This is a genomic window from Candidatus Streptomyces philanthi (genome assembly GCF_059553635.1).
Window position 1 is genome coordinate 28108 of sequence record NZ_JCANQV010000012.1, and the last position, 18572, is coordinate 46679.

16 protein-coding genes and 1 pseudogene are annotated in these 18572 nt (G+C 72.4%); 8 read left to right on the forward strand and 9 right to left on the reverse strand.

Annotated features, from left to right (window positions below; translation table 11 throughout):
- Positions 1–31 precede the first annotated feature (31 nt).
- Positions 32–1381, reverse strand: a complete 1350-nt coding sequence (locus AC51EU_RS03475) for a DUF6716 putative glycosyltransferase (protein ID WP_496265118.1) — start codon at positions 1379–1381, stop codon at positions 32–34.
- A gap of 188 nt (positions 1382–1569) precedes the next feature.
- On the opposite strand from AC51EU_RS03475, the gene AC51EU_RS03480 reads away from it, so the two are divergent.
- Genes AC51EU_RS03480 through AC51EU_RS03490 form a run of 3 tightly spaced genes read left to right on the forward strand, consistent with a single transcriptional unit; the run spans position 1570 to position 5101 of the window.
- Positions 1570–2586, forward strand: coding sequence for a glycosyltransferase family 2 protein (locus tag AC51EU_RS03480; RefSeq protein ID WP_496265119.1), 1017 nt, complete (start codon positions 1570–1572; stop codon positions 2584–2586).
- Entirely contained in the window at positions 2586–3929 is a 1344-nt protein-coding gene (locus AC51EU_RS03485; protein ID WP_496265120.1) for an alpha-2,8-polysialyltransferase family protein, read from the forward strand. Before AC51EU_RS03480 ends, AC51EU_RS03485 begins: the two co-directional genes overlap by 1 nt.
- Complete coding sequence (locus AC51EU_RS03490; RefSeq protein ID WP_496265121.1) at positions 3926–5101, forward strand: acyltransferase family protein; 1176 nt, start codon at positions 3926–3928, stop codon at positions 5099–5101. Before AC51EU_RS03485 ends, AC51EU_RS03490 begins: the two co-directional genes overlap by 4 nt.
- 95 nt (positions 5102–5196) lie before the next feature.
- On the opposite strand, the gene AC51EU_RS03495 is transcribed toward AC51EU_RS03490, so the two are convergent.
- Complete coding sequence (locus AC51EU_RS03495; protein WP_496265122.1) at positions 5197–5877, reverse strand: TetR/AcrR family transcriptional regulator C-terminal domain-containing protein; 681 nt, start codon at positions 5875–5877, stop codon at positions 5197–5199.
- 38 nt (positions 5878–5915) lie between these two features.
- Here AC51EU_RS03495 and AC51EU_RS03500 point away from each other — a divergent pair, with 38 nt between their 5' ends.
- The gene (locus tag AC51EU_RS03500; protein WP_496265123.1) at positions 5916–7463 is read left to right on the forward strand and encodes an FAD-dependent monooxygenase; all 1548 of its coding nucleotides are present in this window, start codon (positions 5916–5918) and stop codon (positions 7461–7463) included.
- A 75-nt stretch (positions 7464–7538) separates the two neighbouring features.
- Here AC51EU_RS03500 and AC51EU_RS03505 read toward each other — a convergent pair whose 3' ends face one another.
- On the reverse strand, positions 7539–8951 hold the full coding sequence (locus AC51EU_RS03505) for a GntT/GntP/DsdX family permease (RefSeq protein WP_496265124.1): 1413 nt from the start codon (positions 8949–8951) through the stop codon (positions 7539–7541).
- Positions 8952–9115: 164 nt separating this feature from the next.
- Positions 9116–9640, reverse strand: a complete 525-nt coding sequence (locus AC51EU_RS03510) for a gluconokinase (RefSeq protein ID WP_496265125.1) — start codon at positions 9638–9640, stop codon at positions 9116–9118.
- A 131-nt stretch (positions 9641–9771) separates the two neighbouring features.
- On the opposite strand from AC51EU_RS03510, the gene AC51EU_RS03515 reads away from it, so the two are divergent.
- A complete protein-coding gene (locus AC51EU_RS03515) occupies positions 9772–10473 on the forward strand; it encodes a FadR/GntR family transcriptional regulator (protein WP_496265126.1) in 702 nt (233 codons plus the stop codon).
- A gap of 344 nt (positions 10474–10817) precedes the next feature.
- On the opposite strand, the gene AC51EU_RS03520 is transcribed toward AC51EU_RS03515, so the two are convergent.
- Positions 10818–10940 (reverse strand): hypothetical protein, encoded by a 123-nt coding sequence (locus tag AC51EU_RS03520; protein ID WP_496265127.1) that lies wholly within the window; start codon positions 10938–10940, stop codon positions 10818–10820.
- 662 nt (positions 10941–11602) lie between these two features.
- Between AC51EU_RS03520 and AC51EU_RS03525 the strand changes: the two genes are divergently transcribed.
- Positions 11603–12775 carry a helix-turn-helix domain-containing protein gene (locus AC51EU_RS03525; RefSeq protein WP_496265128.1) on the forward strand — a complete coding sequence of 391 codons (1173 nt, stop codon included), beginning with the start codon at positions 11603–11605 and terminating at the stop codon, positions 12773–12775.
- Positions 12776–13282: 507 nt separating this feature from the next.
- Positions 13283–13399 (forward strand): annotated as a pseudogene (locus tag AC51EU_RS03530) (LysR family transcriptional regulator); the annotation flags it as partial.
- A gap of 17 nt (positions 13400–13416) precedes the next feature.
- Here AC51EU_RS03530 and AC51EU_RS03535 read toward each other — a convergent pair.
- Both AC51EU_RS03535 and AC51EU_RS03540 read right to left on the reverse strand, forming a co-directional pair.
- Positions 13417–13629 (reverse strand): hypothetical protein, encoded by a 213-nt coding sequence (locus AC51EU_RS03535; RefSeq protein WP_496265129.1) that lies wholly within the window; start codon positions 13627–13629, stop codon positions 13417–13419.
- Positions 13630–13897: 268 nt separating this feature from the next.
- A complete protein-coding gene (locus tag AC51EU_RS03540; RefSeq protein ID WP_496265130.1) occupies positions 13898–15496 on the reverse strand; it encodes an acyl-CoA mutase large subunit family protein in 1599 nt (532 codons plus the stop codon).
- Between the two features lie 246 nt (positions 15497–15742).
- Here AC51EU_RS03540 and AC51EU_RS03545 point away from each other — a divergent pair, with 246 nt between their 5' ends.
- Positions 15743–16597: a L,D-transpeptidase family protein gene (locus tag AC51EU_RS03545; protein ID WP_496265131.1), complete on the forward strand. Its 855-nt coding sequence runs from the start codon at positions 15743–15745 to the stop codon at positions 16595–16597.
- A 265-nt stretch (positions 16598–16862) separates the two neighbouring features.
- Here the strand turns inward: AC51EU_RS03545 and AC51EU_RS03550 are convergent, their stop codons facing one another.
- On the reverse strand, positions 16863–17816 hold the full coding sequence (locus AC51EU_RS03550) for a hypothetical protein (protein WP_496265132.1): 954 nt from the start codon (positions 17814–17816) through the stop codon (positions 16863–16865).
- Positions 17816–18559 carry an RNA polymerase sigma factor gene (locus AC51EU_RS03555; protein ID WP_496265137.1) on the reverse strand — a complete coding sequence of 248 codons (744 nt, stop codon included), beginning with the start codon at positions 18557–18559 and terminating at the stop codon, positions 17816–17818. The genes AC51EU_RS03550 and AC51EU_RS03555 overlap by 1 nt, the downstream gene beginning before the upstream one ends.
- Between the last annotated feature and the right edge of the window lie 13 nt (positions 18560–18572).

The following is an 18572-nucleotide window of genomic DNA, read 5'->3' on the forward strand; positions in this document are numbered from 1 at the left end:
CCGTGGGGGGTGGGGTGGTGCGGGGCGGTGGTCACAGCTGCCCCCAGCGGCGGATGGCGGGGGCGACGCGCTGGACGCCGTGGCGGTAGGCGCCGCGGGCGGCCTCGCGGACGGTGTCGCGGGCGATCCTGCGCAAGGTGCCGGGGGGTTCGGCGCCCTCGGCGCGGACGGTGGCGAGCGGGGCGCCGTGCGGGTCGAGGCCGTGGCGGGCGAGGATGCCGGGGAGGTATCCGGGGGCGGTGCGCGGGGTGTAGTAGGGGGTGACCGGCGGGAGGGGGCCGCCGGTGCGCAGGGCGGTGACGCGGGCGCGGGCGGCGTCGAAGGCGGTGGCGTAGGTCCCGTCGGCGGCGACGCCCTGCCGGGCGAGCCACTGGGTGTCGGGGTGCGGCAGGTGGCCGGCGTCCAGTGCGTCCCAGGAGGCGAGGCAGCCGGAGCCGAGGAAGTGGTGGTTGCCGAGGATCTCGCGGATGCCGAGGTCGGTGAGGACGGCGGTGGGGATGCCGCGGTGCAGGGATTCCAGGGCGGCGGTCGAGCTGACGGTGACGAGGAGGTCGGTGCGGTCCAGGACCTCGCCCATGTTGCCGTAGACCAGACGGAAGTTGGCGGGCAGGCCGCCGGGGACCTTCGCGGCGAGCTTCTGGTACGGCAGTTCCTCGATGTGGGTGGTGTGCTCGCCGGGTTTGCTGCGCAGCTTGAGCAGGACCTCGCGGTCGGGGTGCCGCCGGGCGTGCCCCACGACCCTGCGCAGCAGATACGTCCGGTCGGCTCGGCTCTCCGGTACGGAGGGCTGGGCGGCGAACACCACCGTGCGGCACGGGCCGCCGTCCCGGCGGTGGGGCGCGCCCCCGAGGAAGGGCAGCGCGCACTCGACGACCGCGCCGTCGTCCGCGCCCACCCCCCGGTAGACCGCGCGGAACCGTTCCGCGTCATGGCGGGAGTTGGCGAGGACGAGGTCGGCGCCGTGCCGCAGCAGCAGTCCGTCGGCGAGCTTCTCGTAGACCACTCCGACGTATCCGGTGGCCACGACGGGCCGGTGTGCCGCGCCCTGCCACACCCGGGCGAGTCCGTGCAGGACGGCCTGGACCGCGCCGCCGACGCACGCCAGGACGACGAGGTCGTAGCGCTCGCGGGCGGCGTCCGCCGTCGCCCTGTCCCGCATCAGGTCCAGGAAGTCGACGGCGCGGATCTCGCGCAGGGCGTCGGCGCGGGCGCCGACCTCGTCGAGCTGGCGGACCGTGGGGGTGGCGCGGCCGCGCAGGAGGTAGCCGTCGAGTCGGGCGTCCGGCAGGAGGCGGCGCGCGGTGAGGGCGCCCCATTTCCAGCGGGTGTCCGAATCGGCGAGTACCGCGACACGCGGTCCGGGAGGGAGAGGTGATGGCACGCCGATGACTTTAAGAAGGCTTTTCGCTCGGAAAACCAACTGGGCTGCAACAACGGGTTAACAGCCGATCGCCGGTGATCGAACCGCCCCGCGACGCGGACCGGTTAACCGTTCCGCCATTCTTCGTTCACCATGAAGTCCGGGTCGCGTAAGGACGAAGGGCGGGTGGCGCGCCTAATGTCACGCGGGTGGTCAAGCTCTCCGTCATCGTGCCGTTCTACAACGTGCAGACATACGCGCCCGACACCCTCAGAAGCCTGGCGGCCAACGCCCGCGAGGACTTCGAGTTCCTGCTCGTCGACGACTGCTCCCGCGACCGGACGCCGCAGATCCTGGAGCGCGCCGAGCGGGAGCTGCCGGGCGCCCGGCTGCTGCGGCACGAGCGCAACGGCGGTCTGGCCACCGCCCGCAACACCGGGCTGGACGCGGCCCGCGGCACGTACGTCACCTTCCTCGACGGCGACGACTGGCTCGCCCCCGGCTACTACGAGGAACTCCTCACCGTCATCGAGGAGTTGGGGTGCGACTTCGTCCGCACCGACCATGTGCAGTGCACCCGCAGGGCCCGTACGGTGCACCGCGTCCCGCACGGCAAGCGGGGGGTCGTCATGGACCCGCGGGAGCTGATCCTGCCCGCCGACCGCTCCACCTCCGTCGACTACGCCTACGCCTGGGCGGGCATCTACCACCGCCGGCTGCTGGACGACGGGCTGCTGCACTTCCGGCACGGGCTGCGGACCGCCGAGGACCGCCCGTGGATCTGGCGGCTGCACCGCGAGGCGTCGTCCATGGCGGTCGTCGGTCTGCTCGGTGTTTTCTACCGGCGCGGGGTGGCGTCCTCGCTCACGCAGATCGGTGACGTACGGCAATTGGATTTCCTGCGCGCTTTCGACCAGGTCATCGAGGAAACGGCCCGGGACCGCGAGGCGGACCGGCTTCTCCCGAAAGCGGTGCGCACCTATTGCGCCATCATTTCCCACCATCTCGGTTCGATCGAACGATTCGAGCCGCAGGTGGCCAGGACTTTGCGGGACATGAGTGCGGCGGCGATGAAACGCATGCCGCAGGACGTACTGAAGGAGGCCCTCGACTCGATGGATGTCCAGCGCGCCTCCCGGCTGCGCCGCCTGCGCCGCCGCCCCTCCCCCAGGACCCCCCTCCCGCCCGGCCGGGGCGGCAGCCCCTCCCCGGAGGTCGCCGCCTGATGCCCGCCCGCCCCCTCACCCGGATCTTCCTCGCGTCCACCCTCTACGGCGCGGCGACCCTGGCCGCCGCCCTGGACAGCGGCCTCTTCCCGCCCGCCGGCCGCAACCTCCTGCTCGTCAGCAACAACGCCACCACCCCGGAGACCACCCCGGCCCTGGACACCCTGCCGGGCTTCGACCGGCTGCGCGGCCGCTTCGACCGCGTCCTGTCCTGGAACGAGGCGATCAGCCCGTTCCACCCCGGCGGCTGGTCCCCGCGCCCCGACGACGCGCCCCTGTGGGAGCGGCATCTGCGGCTGCTGTGGGGCCTGGGCGACGACCGCGTGGCGCTGGTCGTCGAGTCGATCCAGGTCAACCCGGCGCAGGCGGTGGCGCAGCTGTTCCCCGACGCGCCGATCGACGTCTACGCCGACGGCCTGATGAGCTACGGCCCCACCCGCAACAAGCTCGACCCGCTCATCGGCACCCGCGTCGGCCGTCTGCTCCACCTCGACCTGGTCCCGGGCCTGGAGCCGCTGCTGCTCACCGAGTTCGGCGTCCCGTCCGAGGCGGTCCCCAGCGCGGCCTTCACCACGGTCCTCGACGACCTCGCGGACGCGAGCGACGTCCCCGGACTGCCCGAGGGCGGCGCCCTCCTGCTGGGCCAATACCTCTCCGCGCTGGACATCCTCACCCCGCAGGAGGAGGAGGACCTGCATGTGCGGATGGTGCGCGGCGCCGCCGCCCGCGGCCACCGCGAGGTGGTCTTCAAGCCGCACCCCTCCGCGCCGGCCCGCTGGTCGCGGCTGCTGGAGGAGGAGGCGGAGCGGCTGGACGTGGCACTGACCGTGCTGGAGCGGCCGGTGCTCGCCGAGGCGGTCTACCGCACGATGCGGCCCGCGCTGGTCGTCGGCTGCTTCTCCACCGCCCTGCTGACGGCCTCCGCGTTCTACGGGCTGCCGACCGCCAGGACCGGCACCGAACTGCTGCTGGAGCGCCTGACGCCGTACCAGAACAGCAACCGCGTGCCCGTCACCCTCGTCGACGCCCTCGTCCCCGACCTCACCGGGGACGGCGCACCACCCGCCCCCGGGGACCTGACCGGCCTGCTCGGCGCGGTCGGCTACGCCATGCAGCACCAGCTCCACCCCGACCTGCGGCCGGTCGCCGAGCGCTACCTCACGGCGCATCTGAACGCTTACACCCGCCGCTACTTCAAGCGCCGGCGGCTCACCGCGCTCGCGCTGCCCGGCGCGATCCCCTCGCAGCTGTCGTTCATCCCGCGCAACGCCGCGGTCCGCCGCGTGGCGCGCCGCGCCCGCGCGGTCCGGCGGCGCCTGAAGAAGCGGGCGCTGTCCCGGTGACCGCCCAGCTCACTCAGGCCGCGCCCGCGCCCGCCCGTACCGCCGTACGGGGCGGGCGGCGCGCGGCGCCCCGGCTGCGGGCGCTGGACGGGCTGCGGCTGCTGGCCGCGCTGATGGTCGCGCTCTACCACTACGGCGGGCGGAACGGGGAGATATCCCGGGCGTGGGGGGCCTCCCCGGCGCAGGAGTTCCCCACCGCCTCGCAGTGGTTCGCCTACGGGTGCCTCGGCGTCCAGGTCTTCTTCGTCATCAGCGGGTTCGTGATCTGCCTCAGCGGCTGGGCCCCGCCCGTCGCCCACCCTTCGTCCGACCGGGCCGCGCCCGGGCTGAAACGATTGCGCTCCTTCGCCGCCTCCCGCGTCTCCCGGCTCTATCCGGCCTACTGGGTGGCGATCCTGCTGGTCACCGCCGTCTTCGCGCTGCCGTGGGTCGCGTTCCGCGCCCTGGCGCCGAGCGACGTCCTGACGAACCTGACCATGCTCCAGATGCCGTTGGGCGTCCCCCGGGTGCTGGGGGTGTGCTGGACGCTCTGGGCGGAGATGCGGTTCTACGCGCTGTTCGCGCTGTGTGTGGTGCTGCCCGGCGCCACCCGCGGCCGGGTCGTCGTCTTCTGCGCCGGCTGGACGCTGGCCGCCGTGCTGGCGCAGGCGGCCCACCAGCCGTTCCTCGATGTGGTCCTGATGCCGCGGTACGCGCCGTTCTTCATCGGCGGCATCGGCCTGTACCTGCTGCACCGCTTCGGTTGGCGCGATCCGGTGGCCTGGGCGATCGTACTGACCGGCTGGCTGCTGGGGCAGCACCACGCGGTCGCCGAACTGTGGCACCCGCACACGGCGCACACCTTCCCGCACCGCTCGGCGATCGTCGTCATCGCCATCGTGACCTGCGGCTTCGCCGTCGTCGCCGCCGTGGCCCTGGGCGCCTTCCGCCGCGTCGACTGGCCCTGGCTGACCGTCGCGGGCGCCCTGACCTACCCGTTCTACCTCGTCCACGAGCACCTCGGCTGGGTCGTGGTCGGCGCTCTCCACCGCTCCCTGGGCATCCCCTCCGCCGTGACGCTGGGGCTGACGATCGCGGTGATGCTGCTGTTGGCGTGGGTGCTGCACCGGTGGGTGGAGCGGCCGTTGACACCGGTGCTGAAGCGGGCGATCGCGCCTCGGCGTACGGGCTGACGCGGGGGCGTGTCCGCGCCGGGCGCCGAGGGCGTACGGGCTGACGCGGCCCCTCCGCGCCGGCGCCAAGGGCGGGCCGCCCCCGGCGCGCCCCCTCACTCCCCGGCGCGCGCCCCGCGCAGCGTGGCCTCCGCGCCCGCCAGGATGAGGTCGAGTCCGGCCTCGAACCCTTCGTCCATCTTCCCGAACATGTACGTCCCGGCCTCCGCCATCAGCGGGTACACGTCGCCGAAGCGGGCCTGGCGCTGCGTGAGGTCGTAGGCGGGGTCGCGGACGTCGTGGTCGTCGGGCACGGGGTGGACCGACTGCTCCTCGATCACCAGGCCGATGGTGAAGTTGTACGCGGTCCACCAGACACGTGTCGCGGCCCGCAAGGTGAAGCCTCCGTCGGTCAGCCGCCGCAGGAGGAACTCCATCGGTGCGGCGTACTCACCGCCGGTCATCCGCGTACCGCTGAAGACCTTGCCGCCGTCGCGGAAGGACAGCAGGGTGCCGCGCAGTCCGCGGCAGGCGCCGCGGACGGCGTCCTGCCAGGTGGTGCCGTACTGCTCCGTGACCGAGTGGCCCTCCGTGACCGGTGCGGACAGCCGCCGGAAGATCTCCGTGGCCATCTCGTCCAGCAGCTCCTGCTTGTTCTTGAAGTGCCAGTAGAGCGCGGGGGCCTGGACGTCCAGCTCCTTGGCGATCCGGCGGAGGGTGAGCCCTTCGAGGCCGGTGTCGTTGAGCAGCCGCAGGGCGGTGTCCACCACGTGTTTCCGGTCGATTCGCGAAGCCATGTTGACAACTTAACACCGTTAAGCACATGCTCGGAAACATGGAACTTAACAACGTTAAGGAACCGGTGGCCGGTACGGACCTCACCACGGACGTCCTGATCAGCGGCGCCGGCCCGACCGGCCTCGCCCTCGCCCTCGACCTGGCCCGCCGCGGCGTGAACGCCCTGGTCGTCGAACGCCAGGAACACCTCTCCCCCGGCGCCCGCGGCACCGGCGTCCAGCCCCGCACCCAGGAGGTCTACGAGGACTTCGGCGTCCTCGAAGCGGCCCTGGCCGTCGGCGGCCACTACCCGGAGGTGGGCATGTGGGAGGACGGGCGGATGGTCCGTACGGTGCGCATGGTCGAGCGCATCGAGCCGACCCCCGCCGTCCCGTACGCCAACACGGTGATGGTTCCCCAGTGGCGCAATCTGGAGGTGCTGTACGCGCGGCTGACCGAGCTGGGCGGCACGGTGCGCTTCGCCACCGAACTCACCGGCTTCACCCAGGACGCGGACACCGTGACCGCCTGCCTGAAGGGCCCGGACGGCGGCGAACGGACCGTACGCGCCCGGTATCTCGTCGCCGCCGACGGCGGGCGCAGCACCGTACGGCGGGCCCTCGGCGTCACCATGAGCGGCCCGGAGCTGCCCGAGGGCATCGCCGTACTCGCCGATCTGCCCGTCGACGGCCTCGACCGGGACCACTGGCACCGCTGGTTCCGGCCGCCCGGCGCGTTCGTCGCCATGCTCCCGCTGGCCCGCACGGACCTCTTCCAGTGCTTCCTCGTCGGTGTCACGGGCCCCGATCCGGACATCTCCCCGGAGGCGGTCCGCGCCCACATCGCCGCGCACACGCACCTGTCCGCCGACCAGATCGGCGACGCGCGCTGGACGTCCGTCTTCCGCCCCCGGGCGGGGATGGCCGACCGTTTCCGCACCGGCCGGGTCTTCCTCGCGGGCGACGCCGCGCACGTCCACTCCCCGGCGGGCGGCCAGGGTCTGAACACCAGCGTGCAGGACGCGTACAACCTCGGCTGGAAGCTCGGCCAGGTGCTGCGGCACGGCGCGCCGGACGCGCTGCTCGACACGTACGGGGCCGAGCGCCGCCCGATCGCCGCCCGCATCCTCGCCACCAGCACCCGTCTGCACGAGACCGGCTCCCTGCGCCGCGGCCGCGATCTGCACCAGCTCGACATCGGCTACGCCGACAGCCCCCTCACCCTCGAACGGCGCAAGGACCTCCCGGAGGACGCCCTGCGCGCCGGTGACCGCGCGCCGGACGCGCCGTGCACCACCCCGGACGGCGCCCCCGTACGCCTCTTCGAGCTGCTGAGCGGCCCCCACTTCACCCTGCTCGTCCTCGGGACGACCGACCTCGACCCGGCGGCCCTCCCCCAGGACCCCGGCCTGCTCCGCACCGTCCGCGCGGGCGGCCCCGGCGCCGACCTCCTCGACCACGAGGGTCATCTCCGCGCCGCCTACGGCAGCGGCCCCGGCGTCTTCCTGATCCGCCCCGACGGCTATCTCACCCTCGCGGCGGGCCCGGAGAACGCCACCGCGGAGGTCACCGCCGCCCTGGCACCGTTCCTGGCCGCCACGGCGTGACGGGCCCCGCGCCCACCGGAAAAGGGGCCGGGCCCGTGTGCGCCACGGACCCGGCCCCTTCGGTACGTACCGCCGCTACAGCACCAGCGACAGCAGCAGCACGCAGACGATGCCGACGACCGAGATCAGGGTCTCCATGATCGACCAGGTCTTGAGGGTCTGGCCGACGTTCATCCCGAAGTACTCCTTGACCATCCAGAAGCCCGCGTCGTTGACATGGCTGAAGAACAGCGAGCCGGCACCGATGGCCAGGACGAGCAGGGCGCCGTGGGTGGTGCTCATGTCGGCGGCGAGCGGGGCGACCAGGCCGGCGGCGGAGATGGTGGCCACGGTGGCGGAGCCCGTCGCGAGCCGGATGGCGACCGCGATCAGCCAGGCCAGCAGCAGGGCGGAGATGTTCCAGTCCTGCGAGACGTCCAGGACCATCTGGCCGACGCCGGAGTCCACCAGCGTCTGCTTGAAACCACCGCCCGCGCCGACGATCAGCAGCACTCCGGCGATCGGGCCGAGGGACCGCTCGACGGTGGAGGCGACCCGCCCCTTGGTGAACCCGGCCGCCCGGCCGAGGGTGAACATCGCCACGAGCACACCGACCAGCAGCGCGATCATCGGCGAGCCGATGACGTCGAAGGCCCGCTGGACACCGGCCTTCGGGTCGTCGACGACGATGTCGACCAGCGCCTTGGACAGCATCATCACGACGGGCAGCAGCACGGTGGCGACGGTGATGCCGAAGCCGGGGCGCTTGTCCCGCCCGTCCTCGCCGTCCCGCCCGTCCTGGCCCGTGAGCAGCATCTTCTCGGGCGGCGCGATGTCCACCCAGCGGGCGGCGTAACGGGCGAAGAGGGGGCCCGCGACGATCGCGGTGGGGATGGCGACGACCACGCCGAGGGCGAGGGTCACGCCGAGGTTGGCGCCGACCGCGTCGATGGCGACCAGCGGGCCGGGGTGCGGCGGGATCAGGCCGTGCATGACGGAGAGTCCGGCGAGCGCGGGGATGCCGATCCGCATCAGGGAGAAGTTGCCGCGCTTGGCGACCAGCAGCACCACGGGGATCAGCAGCACGATCCCGACCTCGAAGAAGATCGGCAGACCCACGATCCCGGCGATCAGCACCATCGCCCAGGGCATCGCCCCGCGCCGCGTCCGCGCCAGGATCGTGTCGACGATCTGGTCCGCGCCCCCGGAGTCGGCGAGCAGCTTGCCGAGGACGGCGCCGAGCGCGATCAGGACGCCGGTACCGGAGACCGTCGCGCCCAGGCCGGCCGAGAAGCTGGCGATGGCCTTGTCCATCGGGGCGCCGGCGACCGCGCCGAGCACCAGCGAGCCGATGATCAGTGAGAGGAAGGCGTGCAGCTTGAACTTGGTGATGAGCAGGACGATGACGGCGATGCCGGTCAGGACGGCGATGCCCAGCTGCGCGTGACCGGCCGAGGTGATCGGTCCGGCGGCGTCCGCTGCGAGCATCTCCACGCTGAGATGAGTCACGGCGATTCCTTGGAGGGAGGGGGAAGGTCCTCCGGGAGGGGGCTCCCGGAGGAGATCCTGCCGGGGAGGGGGCTCCCGGGCAGGGGGTGCGCGCCGGAGTGAGGCCCCGGGGCGGGGTGGAGCGTGCGCCGGAGCACAAGCCCGGGCAGGCGAGGTGGGGGCGCTCAGGCGCCCGGTGCGGTGTCGCCCAGGGTCCGCAGTGCGGCGGTGGCGCGGGCGGCGATCTCCTCGGGCGTGCCGGTGACGTCCACGACGACGCCGCGTTCGTCGGACCCGAGCGGTTCGAGGGTGGCGAACTGCGAGTCGAGCAGCGCGGTGGGCATGAAGTGCCCCTTGCGCTCGGCCATCCGCCGCTCGATCAGCGCGCGGTCGCCGCTGAGGTGCAGGAAGACGACGCCGGGGGCGGCGGCGCGCAGCCGGTCGCGGTAGGCGCGCTTGAGGGCCGAGCAGCTGACGACGCCGCCGCGGCCCGCCCGGTCGTGCGCCCAGGCGCCGATGGCGTCGAGCCAGGGGCCGCGGTCGTCGTCGTCCAGCGGGACGCCGGCGGACATCTTGGCGATGTTGGCCGGGGGATGGAAGTCGTCGCCCTCGGCGTAGACAGTGTCCAGCCCGGTGGCGACCAGCGGTCCGATGGTGGTCTTGCCGGTGCCGGCCACTCCCATCACGACGATGACGTGGGGCGTGCTCATCCCGTGTACCTCGCTGTCTTCTTCGACCTCGGCGTCACCCCACTGAAACCCATTAGGTGTGACTTATTCAAGACAGTGTGGCGTAAACGTCATACTTAAAGTCGCGAAGGGGGTCACCGTAGGCTTGGGCCATGGAGAACGAGGGGAAGGGGCTGCACGCCCGAGTGCTGGAGTCCCTGGGGCCCGCGATCACCGCGGGCGAATACCCCCCGGGCACGGTCCTGCGCACCGACGAGCTGGAGCAGCGCTTCGACGTGTCGCGCACGGTCATCCGCGAGGCCGTCCGCGTCCTGGAGTCCATGCGTCTGGTCGCCTCCCGGCGGCGGGTCGGCGTCACGGTCCGCCCCACCGAGGAGTGGAACGTCTACGACCCCCGCGTCATCGCCTGGCGCCTCGCGGGACCGGACCGCCCCCGCCAGCTACGCTCCCTGACCGTCCTGCGCTCGGCCGTCGAACCGGTCGCGGCGGGACTGGCGGCGCGGCACGCCGATCCCACGCAGTGCGCCGCGCTGACCGAGCACGCGATGGGCATGGTCGCCACCTCCCGCGGCCAGCAGCTCGACGCCTATCTGGTGCACGACACGGCGTTCCACCGCGTCGTCCTGACGGCCTCGGGCAACGAGATGTTCGCCCGCCTCGGCGGCGTCGTCGCCGCCGTCCTCACCGGCCGCACCCACCACCACGTGATGTTCACCGACCCGGACCCGGCCGCGGTCACCCTCCACGTCCAGGTCGCCGAGGCCATCCGCACCGGCGACGCCGCCCGCGCCGAATCCCTCACCCGCGAGATCACCATCGGCGCCATGGCCGAACTCGACGTCCTGGCCCCCTGACGACGGGAGGGGACGGGCCCAACCACCCGTCCCCTCCCCGACGCAGCAAGAAGGCCCCGCACTCAACGAGTACGGGGCCTTCTCCCCGGAGCGCCCGGCAGGCCTTGCACCTACATTTCCCACCGGCAGGTGGGCGTCTTTCCTTGGACCACGGACGCGCGACTTCGGTGCGCCGCACCGGAGTTACGTAGATGATCATACCCTGCTTCTGGGGGTGGTGACCACTCGTGGGGCGGGGGACTACGGCGAGGGTGTTGCGGGGGCCTGCCGACGTGCCTCCGAAGGGACCCGCCGACCCGATGCCCACCCCCTGGGGGGCCGGGCACCCGGCGACCGCCCCCAGGTCAGGCGCGCTCCATGGCCACCAGCAGGGCTACGACCATGACGCCGCCCCACGACAGGAGCATGAACACCCCGCCCCAGAACAGGCCGTCACCCGCAGACCGCCCCGCGCCGCGTCCGCTCACCCCCACTTCCCCGATTCCTTCCCGGACGAAGGCCGCCTGTTCACCCCTCGCACCTTTTCCCACAGGTCGCCGGTGCCGCCTTTCTCCTTGCCCTGCTTCTCTTCCGCCACATCAGAACTCCGCCCAGGAGATTTGACCGGCTCTCCCTCTCCTCCGTCACCCAACACGTCACTCCCCACAACACCCCACCCCGCCATCACCTTGAGGCACCCTCCTCAAAACATTCGCCAACGCGTGCGCCGTGGCCACATTGCACCGCCCCAGCTCCACCAGCACGGACGTCCGTCCGACACCGGCCATCACATCCACCCCAAGGGACGGCAGAGTGCCCCCCACCCCCTTCAACGCAGCACCGAGATCATCACGCGCCGCCTCCACCTCTTCGATCTTCCGCCGCCAGTCACCGGGCGACTCGTCCACCAGCACTCGCTTACCTCCGTTGCCAGGAAGCGGCCGACAGCCCGCCCCCGACACCATCCGGCCCCATGCCTTCTGCGTCACTGCGGGCGAGGCGTCACCGCCACCTGCTGCCGTTGCTCACGGTCAGTCAACGAGGGTTATGGGTGGTGAAAGTGCACAGGAAGTGCACAAGCGCGAGGCCCGGAAAAGCCGCAGAATCAAGCCGTGGAGGCAAGTGACCCCCGACCGGGAAGACAGCTCACATGAGTGCCGACATCACCACTCCAGGACCCGGCGCGAACGTCAAGATCCAGCGACTGCGGCGGGGATGGGTACAGGAACAACTGGCCGCGCGGGCCGGCATGTCGACGAGCATGCTGGGGAAAATCGAACGGGGTGAACGCCCGCTCTCGCACAGCATGGCCGCTGCGGTCGCGTCAGCCCTGGGCCTTTCCCTGGCCGACCTGCTGGGTGAAGCGCCACCGCCGAGCGGCGAAGAGGACCGCCTCACGGAATTGCGAGCGGCGATGCGCCGTTTCGACTTCCCGACCGACGAGCCCGTAGAAATCGACCGGCTTGAACGCGACTTCTCACAACTTCTCCGGCTTCGGGGAGAAGCGGATCTCGTCGCCGTGACCCGGGCCCTTCCCTCACTGGTCCGGCGGACGCAGGAATTCGCCCACCGCAGCGGACGTCCCGACGCCTGGGCCAGGGTCGCCGACGTCTACAGCGCGGTCTACTGGCTTGCCGCACGGCACCGTTGGATGACCCTCGCCGAACTGGCGGTCGTGAAACAGCAACAGGCCGCAGAACGGGCCGACGCACTCGCGCAAGCGGTAGCAGTCCGGGACGAGGCCGGGACCTTTCTGAACGGCGGTGATTTCGCCGGCGGACTGGCCGTGGTCGACCAGGCCGTCACCCGGGCCGAATCCACCATGCAGGGAAGGGAACGCCACCTCGCCCTGGGTCTCCTCCACCTCCGCGGGCTCACCCTGGCCGGACGCCTCCAGGACAAGAAGACAACCGCCCGCCACCTGGCAGGCGCCCAGAACGCCGCCTCCCACTTCCCCACCGACGTGAACGTCCAGGGAATCCATTTCGGCCCCGAAAACACCCTGACCCACACCATCGCCACCCACGTGGACCTCAAGGAGAACGCGGCGGCCATGGACGAGGCCGAGCAATACCTCCGGGGCGCCCCCACTCTCCCGGCAACCCGCATCGCCCCCCTCCACATGAACCTCGCCCGCGCCAAACTCGCACTCAACGACCGGGACGGCGCCGTCGATTCCCTCGCCACAGCCTGGAAAATCGCCCCCCAAATGTCCAGAGTCCACCCAACAACCCAAGAACTCACCCGAGTCCTCATCTCACTCCACAAACGCAACAACCCAAAGCTCACAGCCCTCGCCAGACGAGCAGGCATTCCCCTATGAGCCCCACCCCGCCGAACCACCACCCGTTTCCCCCGACCAACAACGAGGCTGATCCTCACACCTTCCACCGCCACGACAAAGATCAGCGCTTCGTCATAGCCCACCAACGATGCCCGCTATGCCCGAATCGGCGAGAGTTGCTGAAAACCCAGGTAGGCGGAGCTAAAGTCGCAGGTCAGGTCCTCTGGTCCCCGCGCGTGCGGGGGTGTTCCCGACGACGAGACCGTCACGCTCCTGGAGCGCTTCTGGTCCCCGCGCGTGCGGGGGTGTTCCCCGCGCGGCCCGAACACCGTCGGGGCCGACGTACTGGTCCCCGCGCGTGCGGGGGTGTTCCCCGGACCTGAGCTACGAGGAGTGGGTGGCCCAGCTGGTCCCCGCGCGTGCGGGGGTGTTCCCCGGACCTGAGCTACGAGGAGTGGGTGGCCCAGCTGGTCCCCGCGCGTGCGGGGGTGTTCCCCCGGCCGTCGCGCAGAGGGTGAGGGCGCAGAACTGCTCCCCCGCGAGGGTGGCGACCCCGTCGCCGAGGCGCTGACCCGCGGCTGCCGGGAGGCCGGGTTCGAGCCGCGGATCGCCTTCGAGGCCAACGACTACCAGGAGGCCCAGGCGATGGCCGCGCCCGGCCTGACGGGCGTACGGCCCGCTCAGAACAGGGGCTGCTGCCCGGGGAACGGCGGCTCCTCGGGGTCGAACAGCTTCTCGGCCGGCGCCATCATCGGGGCGATGCGGCGCGACCCCGGGCAGGAGATCAGTTCGATGGTGCTCCGGCGGCCCGGCGGGTCGTGGCGGGCGAAGCGGCCGCCGACAACGGCGATCTCTCGGGTGCAGACGGGGCACGCGCGGCGGGGGGACGACATGACACCAGTGTGACGCAGAGTGTCCGGGTATGCCGGGGTGACCCCTATGAGGGCGGGGTGCTCCCGTGATACGGGCGGTACGAGGCGGGGCGGTCGGCCCGTGTGCCCCTCAGGACAGTGCCGTCCCCCGCTCGGTCCAACGCGTCCGCCACCAGCGCCCTACCCCGGGCCGCCGGCCCCGCCCGCCCGACGTCTCGCGGCCCCCGGACGCCCGACCCGCCTCGCGGTGCACGCGAACCCGCGCTCCACCAGCCCCCGGGCCTCCCCCTCACAACGCCCCCGTAGGCACATACGTCCCCCACACCTCCCGCAGCGTGTCGCAGACCTCGCCGACGGTCGCGCCGGCGCGCAGCGCCTCGCGCATCGGGTAGAGGACGTTGTCCGTTCCCCGCGCGGCCGTGCGGACGGCGGCGAGCGCGGCGCCCACCGCCGTCCCGTCGCGGCGGGCCCGCAGTGCGGCGAGGCGGGCGATCTGGCGCTGTTCGATCGCGGGGTCCACACGCAGCGGCACGTACGGTTCCTCCTCCTCGGTCCGGAAGCGGTTGACGCCGACGACGACCCGGTCGCCGGCCTCCGTCTCCCGGGCGACGCGGTAGGCGTTCCGCTCGATCTCGTCCTTCTGGAAGCCGCGTTCGACGGCGGCGACCGCGCCGCCCATCTCCTCGACCCTGCGCAGCAGCGCGTCGGCGGCCTCCTCCACCGCGTCCGTCATCGACTCCATCGCGTAGGAGCCGCCGAACGGGTCGGCGGTGGCGGTGACGTCGGTCTCGTACGCCAGGACCTGCTGGGTGCGCAGGGCCAGGCGCGCGGAGCGGTCCGTGGGGAGGGCGAGGGCCTCGTCGAAGGCGTTGGTGTGCAGTGACTGGGTGCCGCCGAGCACCGCGGCGAGGGCCTGGACGGTGACGCGTACGAGGTTGACCTCCGGTTGCTGGGCGGTGAGTTGGACGCCCGCGGTCTGGGTGTGGAACCGCAGCATCATCGACCTCGGGTTCCTCGGGGCGAACTCCTCGCGCACCAGCCGTGCCCACATCCGGCGCGCGGCACGGAACTTGGCGATCTCCTCCAGGAGCGTGGTGCGCGCGACGAAGAAGAACGACAGCCGGGGGGCGACCTCGTCCACGTCCATCCCGGCGGCGCGCGCGGCCCGCAGGTACGCGAGGGCGTTGGCGAGGGTGAAGGCGATCTCCTGTACGGGCGAGGCGCCGGCCTCGGCCATGTGGTAGCCGGAGACGGAGATGGTGTTCCAGCGCGGCATCTCGGTGCGGCAGTAGCGGAAGATGTCGGCGGTCAGCCGCAGTGAGGGCTGGGGCGGGAAGATGTAGGTACCGCGGGCGATGTACTCCTTGAGTACGTCGTTCTGCAGGGTGCCGGTCAGCCGTTCGGATGCCACTCCCTGTTCCTCGCCGACGAGTTGGTACAGCAGGAGGAGGAGAGCGGCGGGCGCGTTGATGGTCATCGACGTCGACACGGTGTCCAGCGGGATGCCCTCGAACAGCACCCGCATGTCGTCCAGGGAGTCGACGGCCACGCCGACCCGGCCGACCTCGCCGGCGGCGAGCGGGGTGTCCGAGTCGTGCCCCATCTGCGTCGGCAGGTCGAAGGCGACGGAGAGACCCGTCGTACCGTGGGCGATCAACTGCCGGTAGCGGGCGTTGGACTCGCTCGCCGTACCGAATCCGGCGTACTGCCGCATGGTCCACGGGCGGCCCCGGTACATGGACGGGTGGACGCCCCGGGTGAAGGGGGGGGCGCCGGGCGCTCCCAGGCGGGCGGCGGGGTCCCAACCCTCCAGCGCCTCCGGCCCGTAGACCGGTTCGACGAGCAGCCCGCTCTCGCCGTACCGCACACCGTCCGCCTCGTGCGCCATGTCCTACGCCTCCCGCCGGTCCGGTGGACCACCAACGTCACCGATGGGGAAAAGCCGTTGCCCCGCAGGACTCTAGCCACGGGGGCGCGCGGTGGCGTACAACGCGCTGAAACCCCGCGCACACGATGACCACAGGTTCACCACAGCGCAGTACGGGGCAGCATTGCAGACGGGCTTTTGACATCCCGGGGGTGGGAACTGATGAAGAGGAGTTCAGGAAGACGAGCCGTCGGCACGGCGGTCGCCGTGACCGCCGTTCTGGCGACGACGGTCGGCTTCCGGACCGTGACGGCCGCTCCCGACGCCGTCGTCGGCACCGGAAGCACGGAGGCGACCGCCGCGGTCGCCCCGGTCCACGCGTCGCGGGCGGTGACCGCGACCTGGGCACTGGCGCCGCTGGGCGGGCGGACGGCGACGGCCGTACCGGCCGCGGCCAAGAACAAGAGCAAGAGCAAGAGCAAGAAGGCCGCGCGGCCGCAGCTCAAGCCCGGTTCGCGCAACGGCAGTGTGCGGGAGGTCCAGGCGCGGCTGGCGCAGCTGGGCCACTTCCGCGTCAGGCCGACGGGCTACTACGGATGGACCACCACCTCGTCGGTGCTGGCCTTCCAGAAGAAGCAGCGTCTGCCGCGCACCGGCACGGTCGGGCCGCTGACGTGGAAGGCGCTGCTCAAGCGCACGCACACACCGACGCGCCTGGAGCTGCACCCGACGACCACCAGGCCGCTGGGCAAGCTGGACCGGCGCTGTCTCAAGGGCAAGGTGATGTGCGTCAGCAAGAAGACCCGGACGCTGGCCTGGGTGGTCAACGGCAAGGTCGTCTCGGCGATGGACGTGCGGTTCGGCGGCCGCCGGACGCCGACCCGTGAGGGGACGTTCCACGTCACCTTCAAGAGCCGGCACCACGTCTCGACGATCTATCACACGAAGATGCCGTACGCGATGTTCTTCAGCGGCGGCCAGGCGGTCCACTACTCGGCGGACTTCGCCGCCCGCGGGTACAACGGCGCGTCCGCCGGATGCGTCAATGTGCGGGACAAGCAGCGGATCGCCAAGCTGTTCGACCAGGTACGGCCGGGCACCAAGGTCGTCGTCTACAAGTAGCGGCAGGCCCGTGGCGCGCGGACGCCGGGGAGCACGCGGTGTGTGCTCCCCGGCGTCGTCGTGTGCGGGGCCCGCTCCCGGGACGGGCCTGCGGGGCTTTCCGTCCGGTACGGCAGAGGGGCGCGGGCGGGACCGGGGGAACGAGTCCCGCCCGCGCCGTACGCGCGGCACCGTGGGTACGGGGGGCGACCCCGGCCGCCGCGCAGCCGATGACCAGTCGGCTTCATTCGTTACTGCGTCACGCGCCCGGAAAACGTCACACCCGTCAGTTCCGGGGCCCGGCATGAGGGGCAGGAACGGCGGCTGAGGAGGGTCCGCCGCCGTCGCCGTCCTCGTCCCCCTCATTGCCGCCGCCCTTCCCGCCGCCCTGGTCGTTCCCGCCCTGACCGTTGCCGCCCCGCTTGTCGTCGTGGTCGCCGCCCTGGCCGTTGCCGCCCTGCCCCGGGTGGTCGAGCAGGTACCGGCGGCAGAAGGCGCGGACGCGGGCGGGGCCCCCGGCTGCGCTCTCCAGGCGGCGGACGGTGTCGGGGTCCATGCCCTCTGTGCGGCCCGCGCGGTGGTCGCGGCAGAGCCTGGCGATGCGGTCGGGGCCGCCGCCCTGACCGGGGCGGGACGTTTCCCCTGCGCCGGTGCGGCCCTTGTTCCCGGGGGTGTGCGAGGGGCCGGTGGGGCCGCCGTCCGGGGAGCTGCCCTCGGAGGACGGGCTTCCGCTCGTACCGGCGGAGGCGGACGGGACGGGAGTGCCGGACGGGTCCGTGCCGGACGAGGTGCCCGGGGAGGGTGTGCCGGTCCCGGTCGTCGTTCCCGCGAACGGGCTCTCCAGCGTCCCGGGGGTGCCGCCGACCGAAACGGTGGCGGCCGGGCCGGGGTCCCCGCCCGGGAAGGGGCTGGGCAGCACGCCGGTACCGGCCGCGACCGCGACACCGCCGATCGCGCAGACGGCGAACGCGACGGCGAGACCGCGGCGGAACGGCCGGGCGAACCGGGGCCGCACGGTGTGACCGAGCGTCACGGGGGCGCCGTCGTCCCGCCGGGCGCCGCGCGCCGTACGGAACGCGGCGAGCGCCGCCTCCTCCCCCGGCAGCGGCGCCGCCCGGGGCGTCGCGGCGTCCGTGAGCAGTCGGGTGAGGTCCTGTGCGGCCGTGGCGCCGGCGGGCTCGCCGCGCAGCAGGCGTTCCGCCGCGTCCTCGTCGAGCCAGCTGTACCGGTCGTCGGCCATCACATGTCCCTCTGCGTTCGTGCGGCCGTTTCCGTCACACCTGGTGCGTACGATTCCGCCACGCCGTTCCGGCGTCCTCGTGGGGGTACGGGCACGGTGCCCGCCGCCCGGCCGCCCGTGCCCCGGGGGAGCCCGGCGGGGCAGCCGTCCGTTCCGCGGGCGGGCGCGGCCGCTTCCGTCCCTCCGGGCGCGGGGTCCTCGTCGAGGAGTTCCGCGAGGCGCCGCAGTCCGCGGTGGGCGGCGGTGCGGACCGCTCCGGGGCGCTTGCCGAGGACCTGGGCCGTGCTCTTGGCGTCGAGTCCGACGACCACCCGCAGCACCACGGCCTCGGCCTGGTCCTGCGGCAGTCGGGCTATCAGCCGCAGGGCGCGGCCGGTGCCGAGGGCCTCCAGGGCCTCTTTGGCGGTGTCGGAGGCGGAGGGGGTGTCGGCGAGCGCGCTCTCGTCGCCGCCGACGGCGGGACGGCGGCCGCGCATCCGGATGTGGTCGAGGGCGCGGTTGCGGGCGATGCGGGCGGCCCAGCCGCGGAAGCGGTCGGCGTCGCCCCGGAAGCGGTCGAGGTCACGGGTGATCTGGAGCCACGCCTCGGAGGCGACATCCTCCGCGTCCGCTTCGCCCACCAAAGTCCGTACATATCCGAGAAGTCGGGGGTGCACGGCCCGGTAGACGGTACGGAACGCCTCCTCGTCGCCGTTCTGCGCCTCCCGCACGGCAACGGTCAGCCGGTTGTCGTCCCCTCGCACGGATCCATCCTGT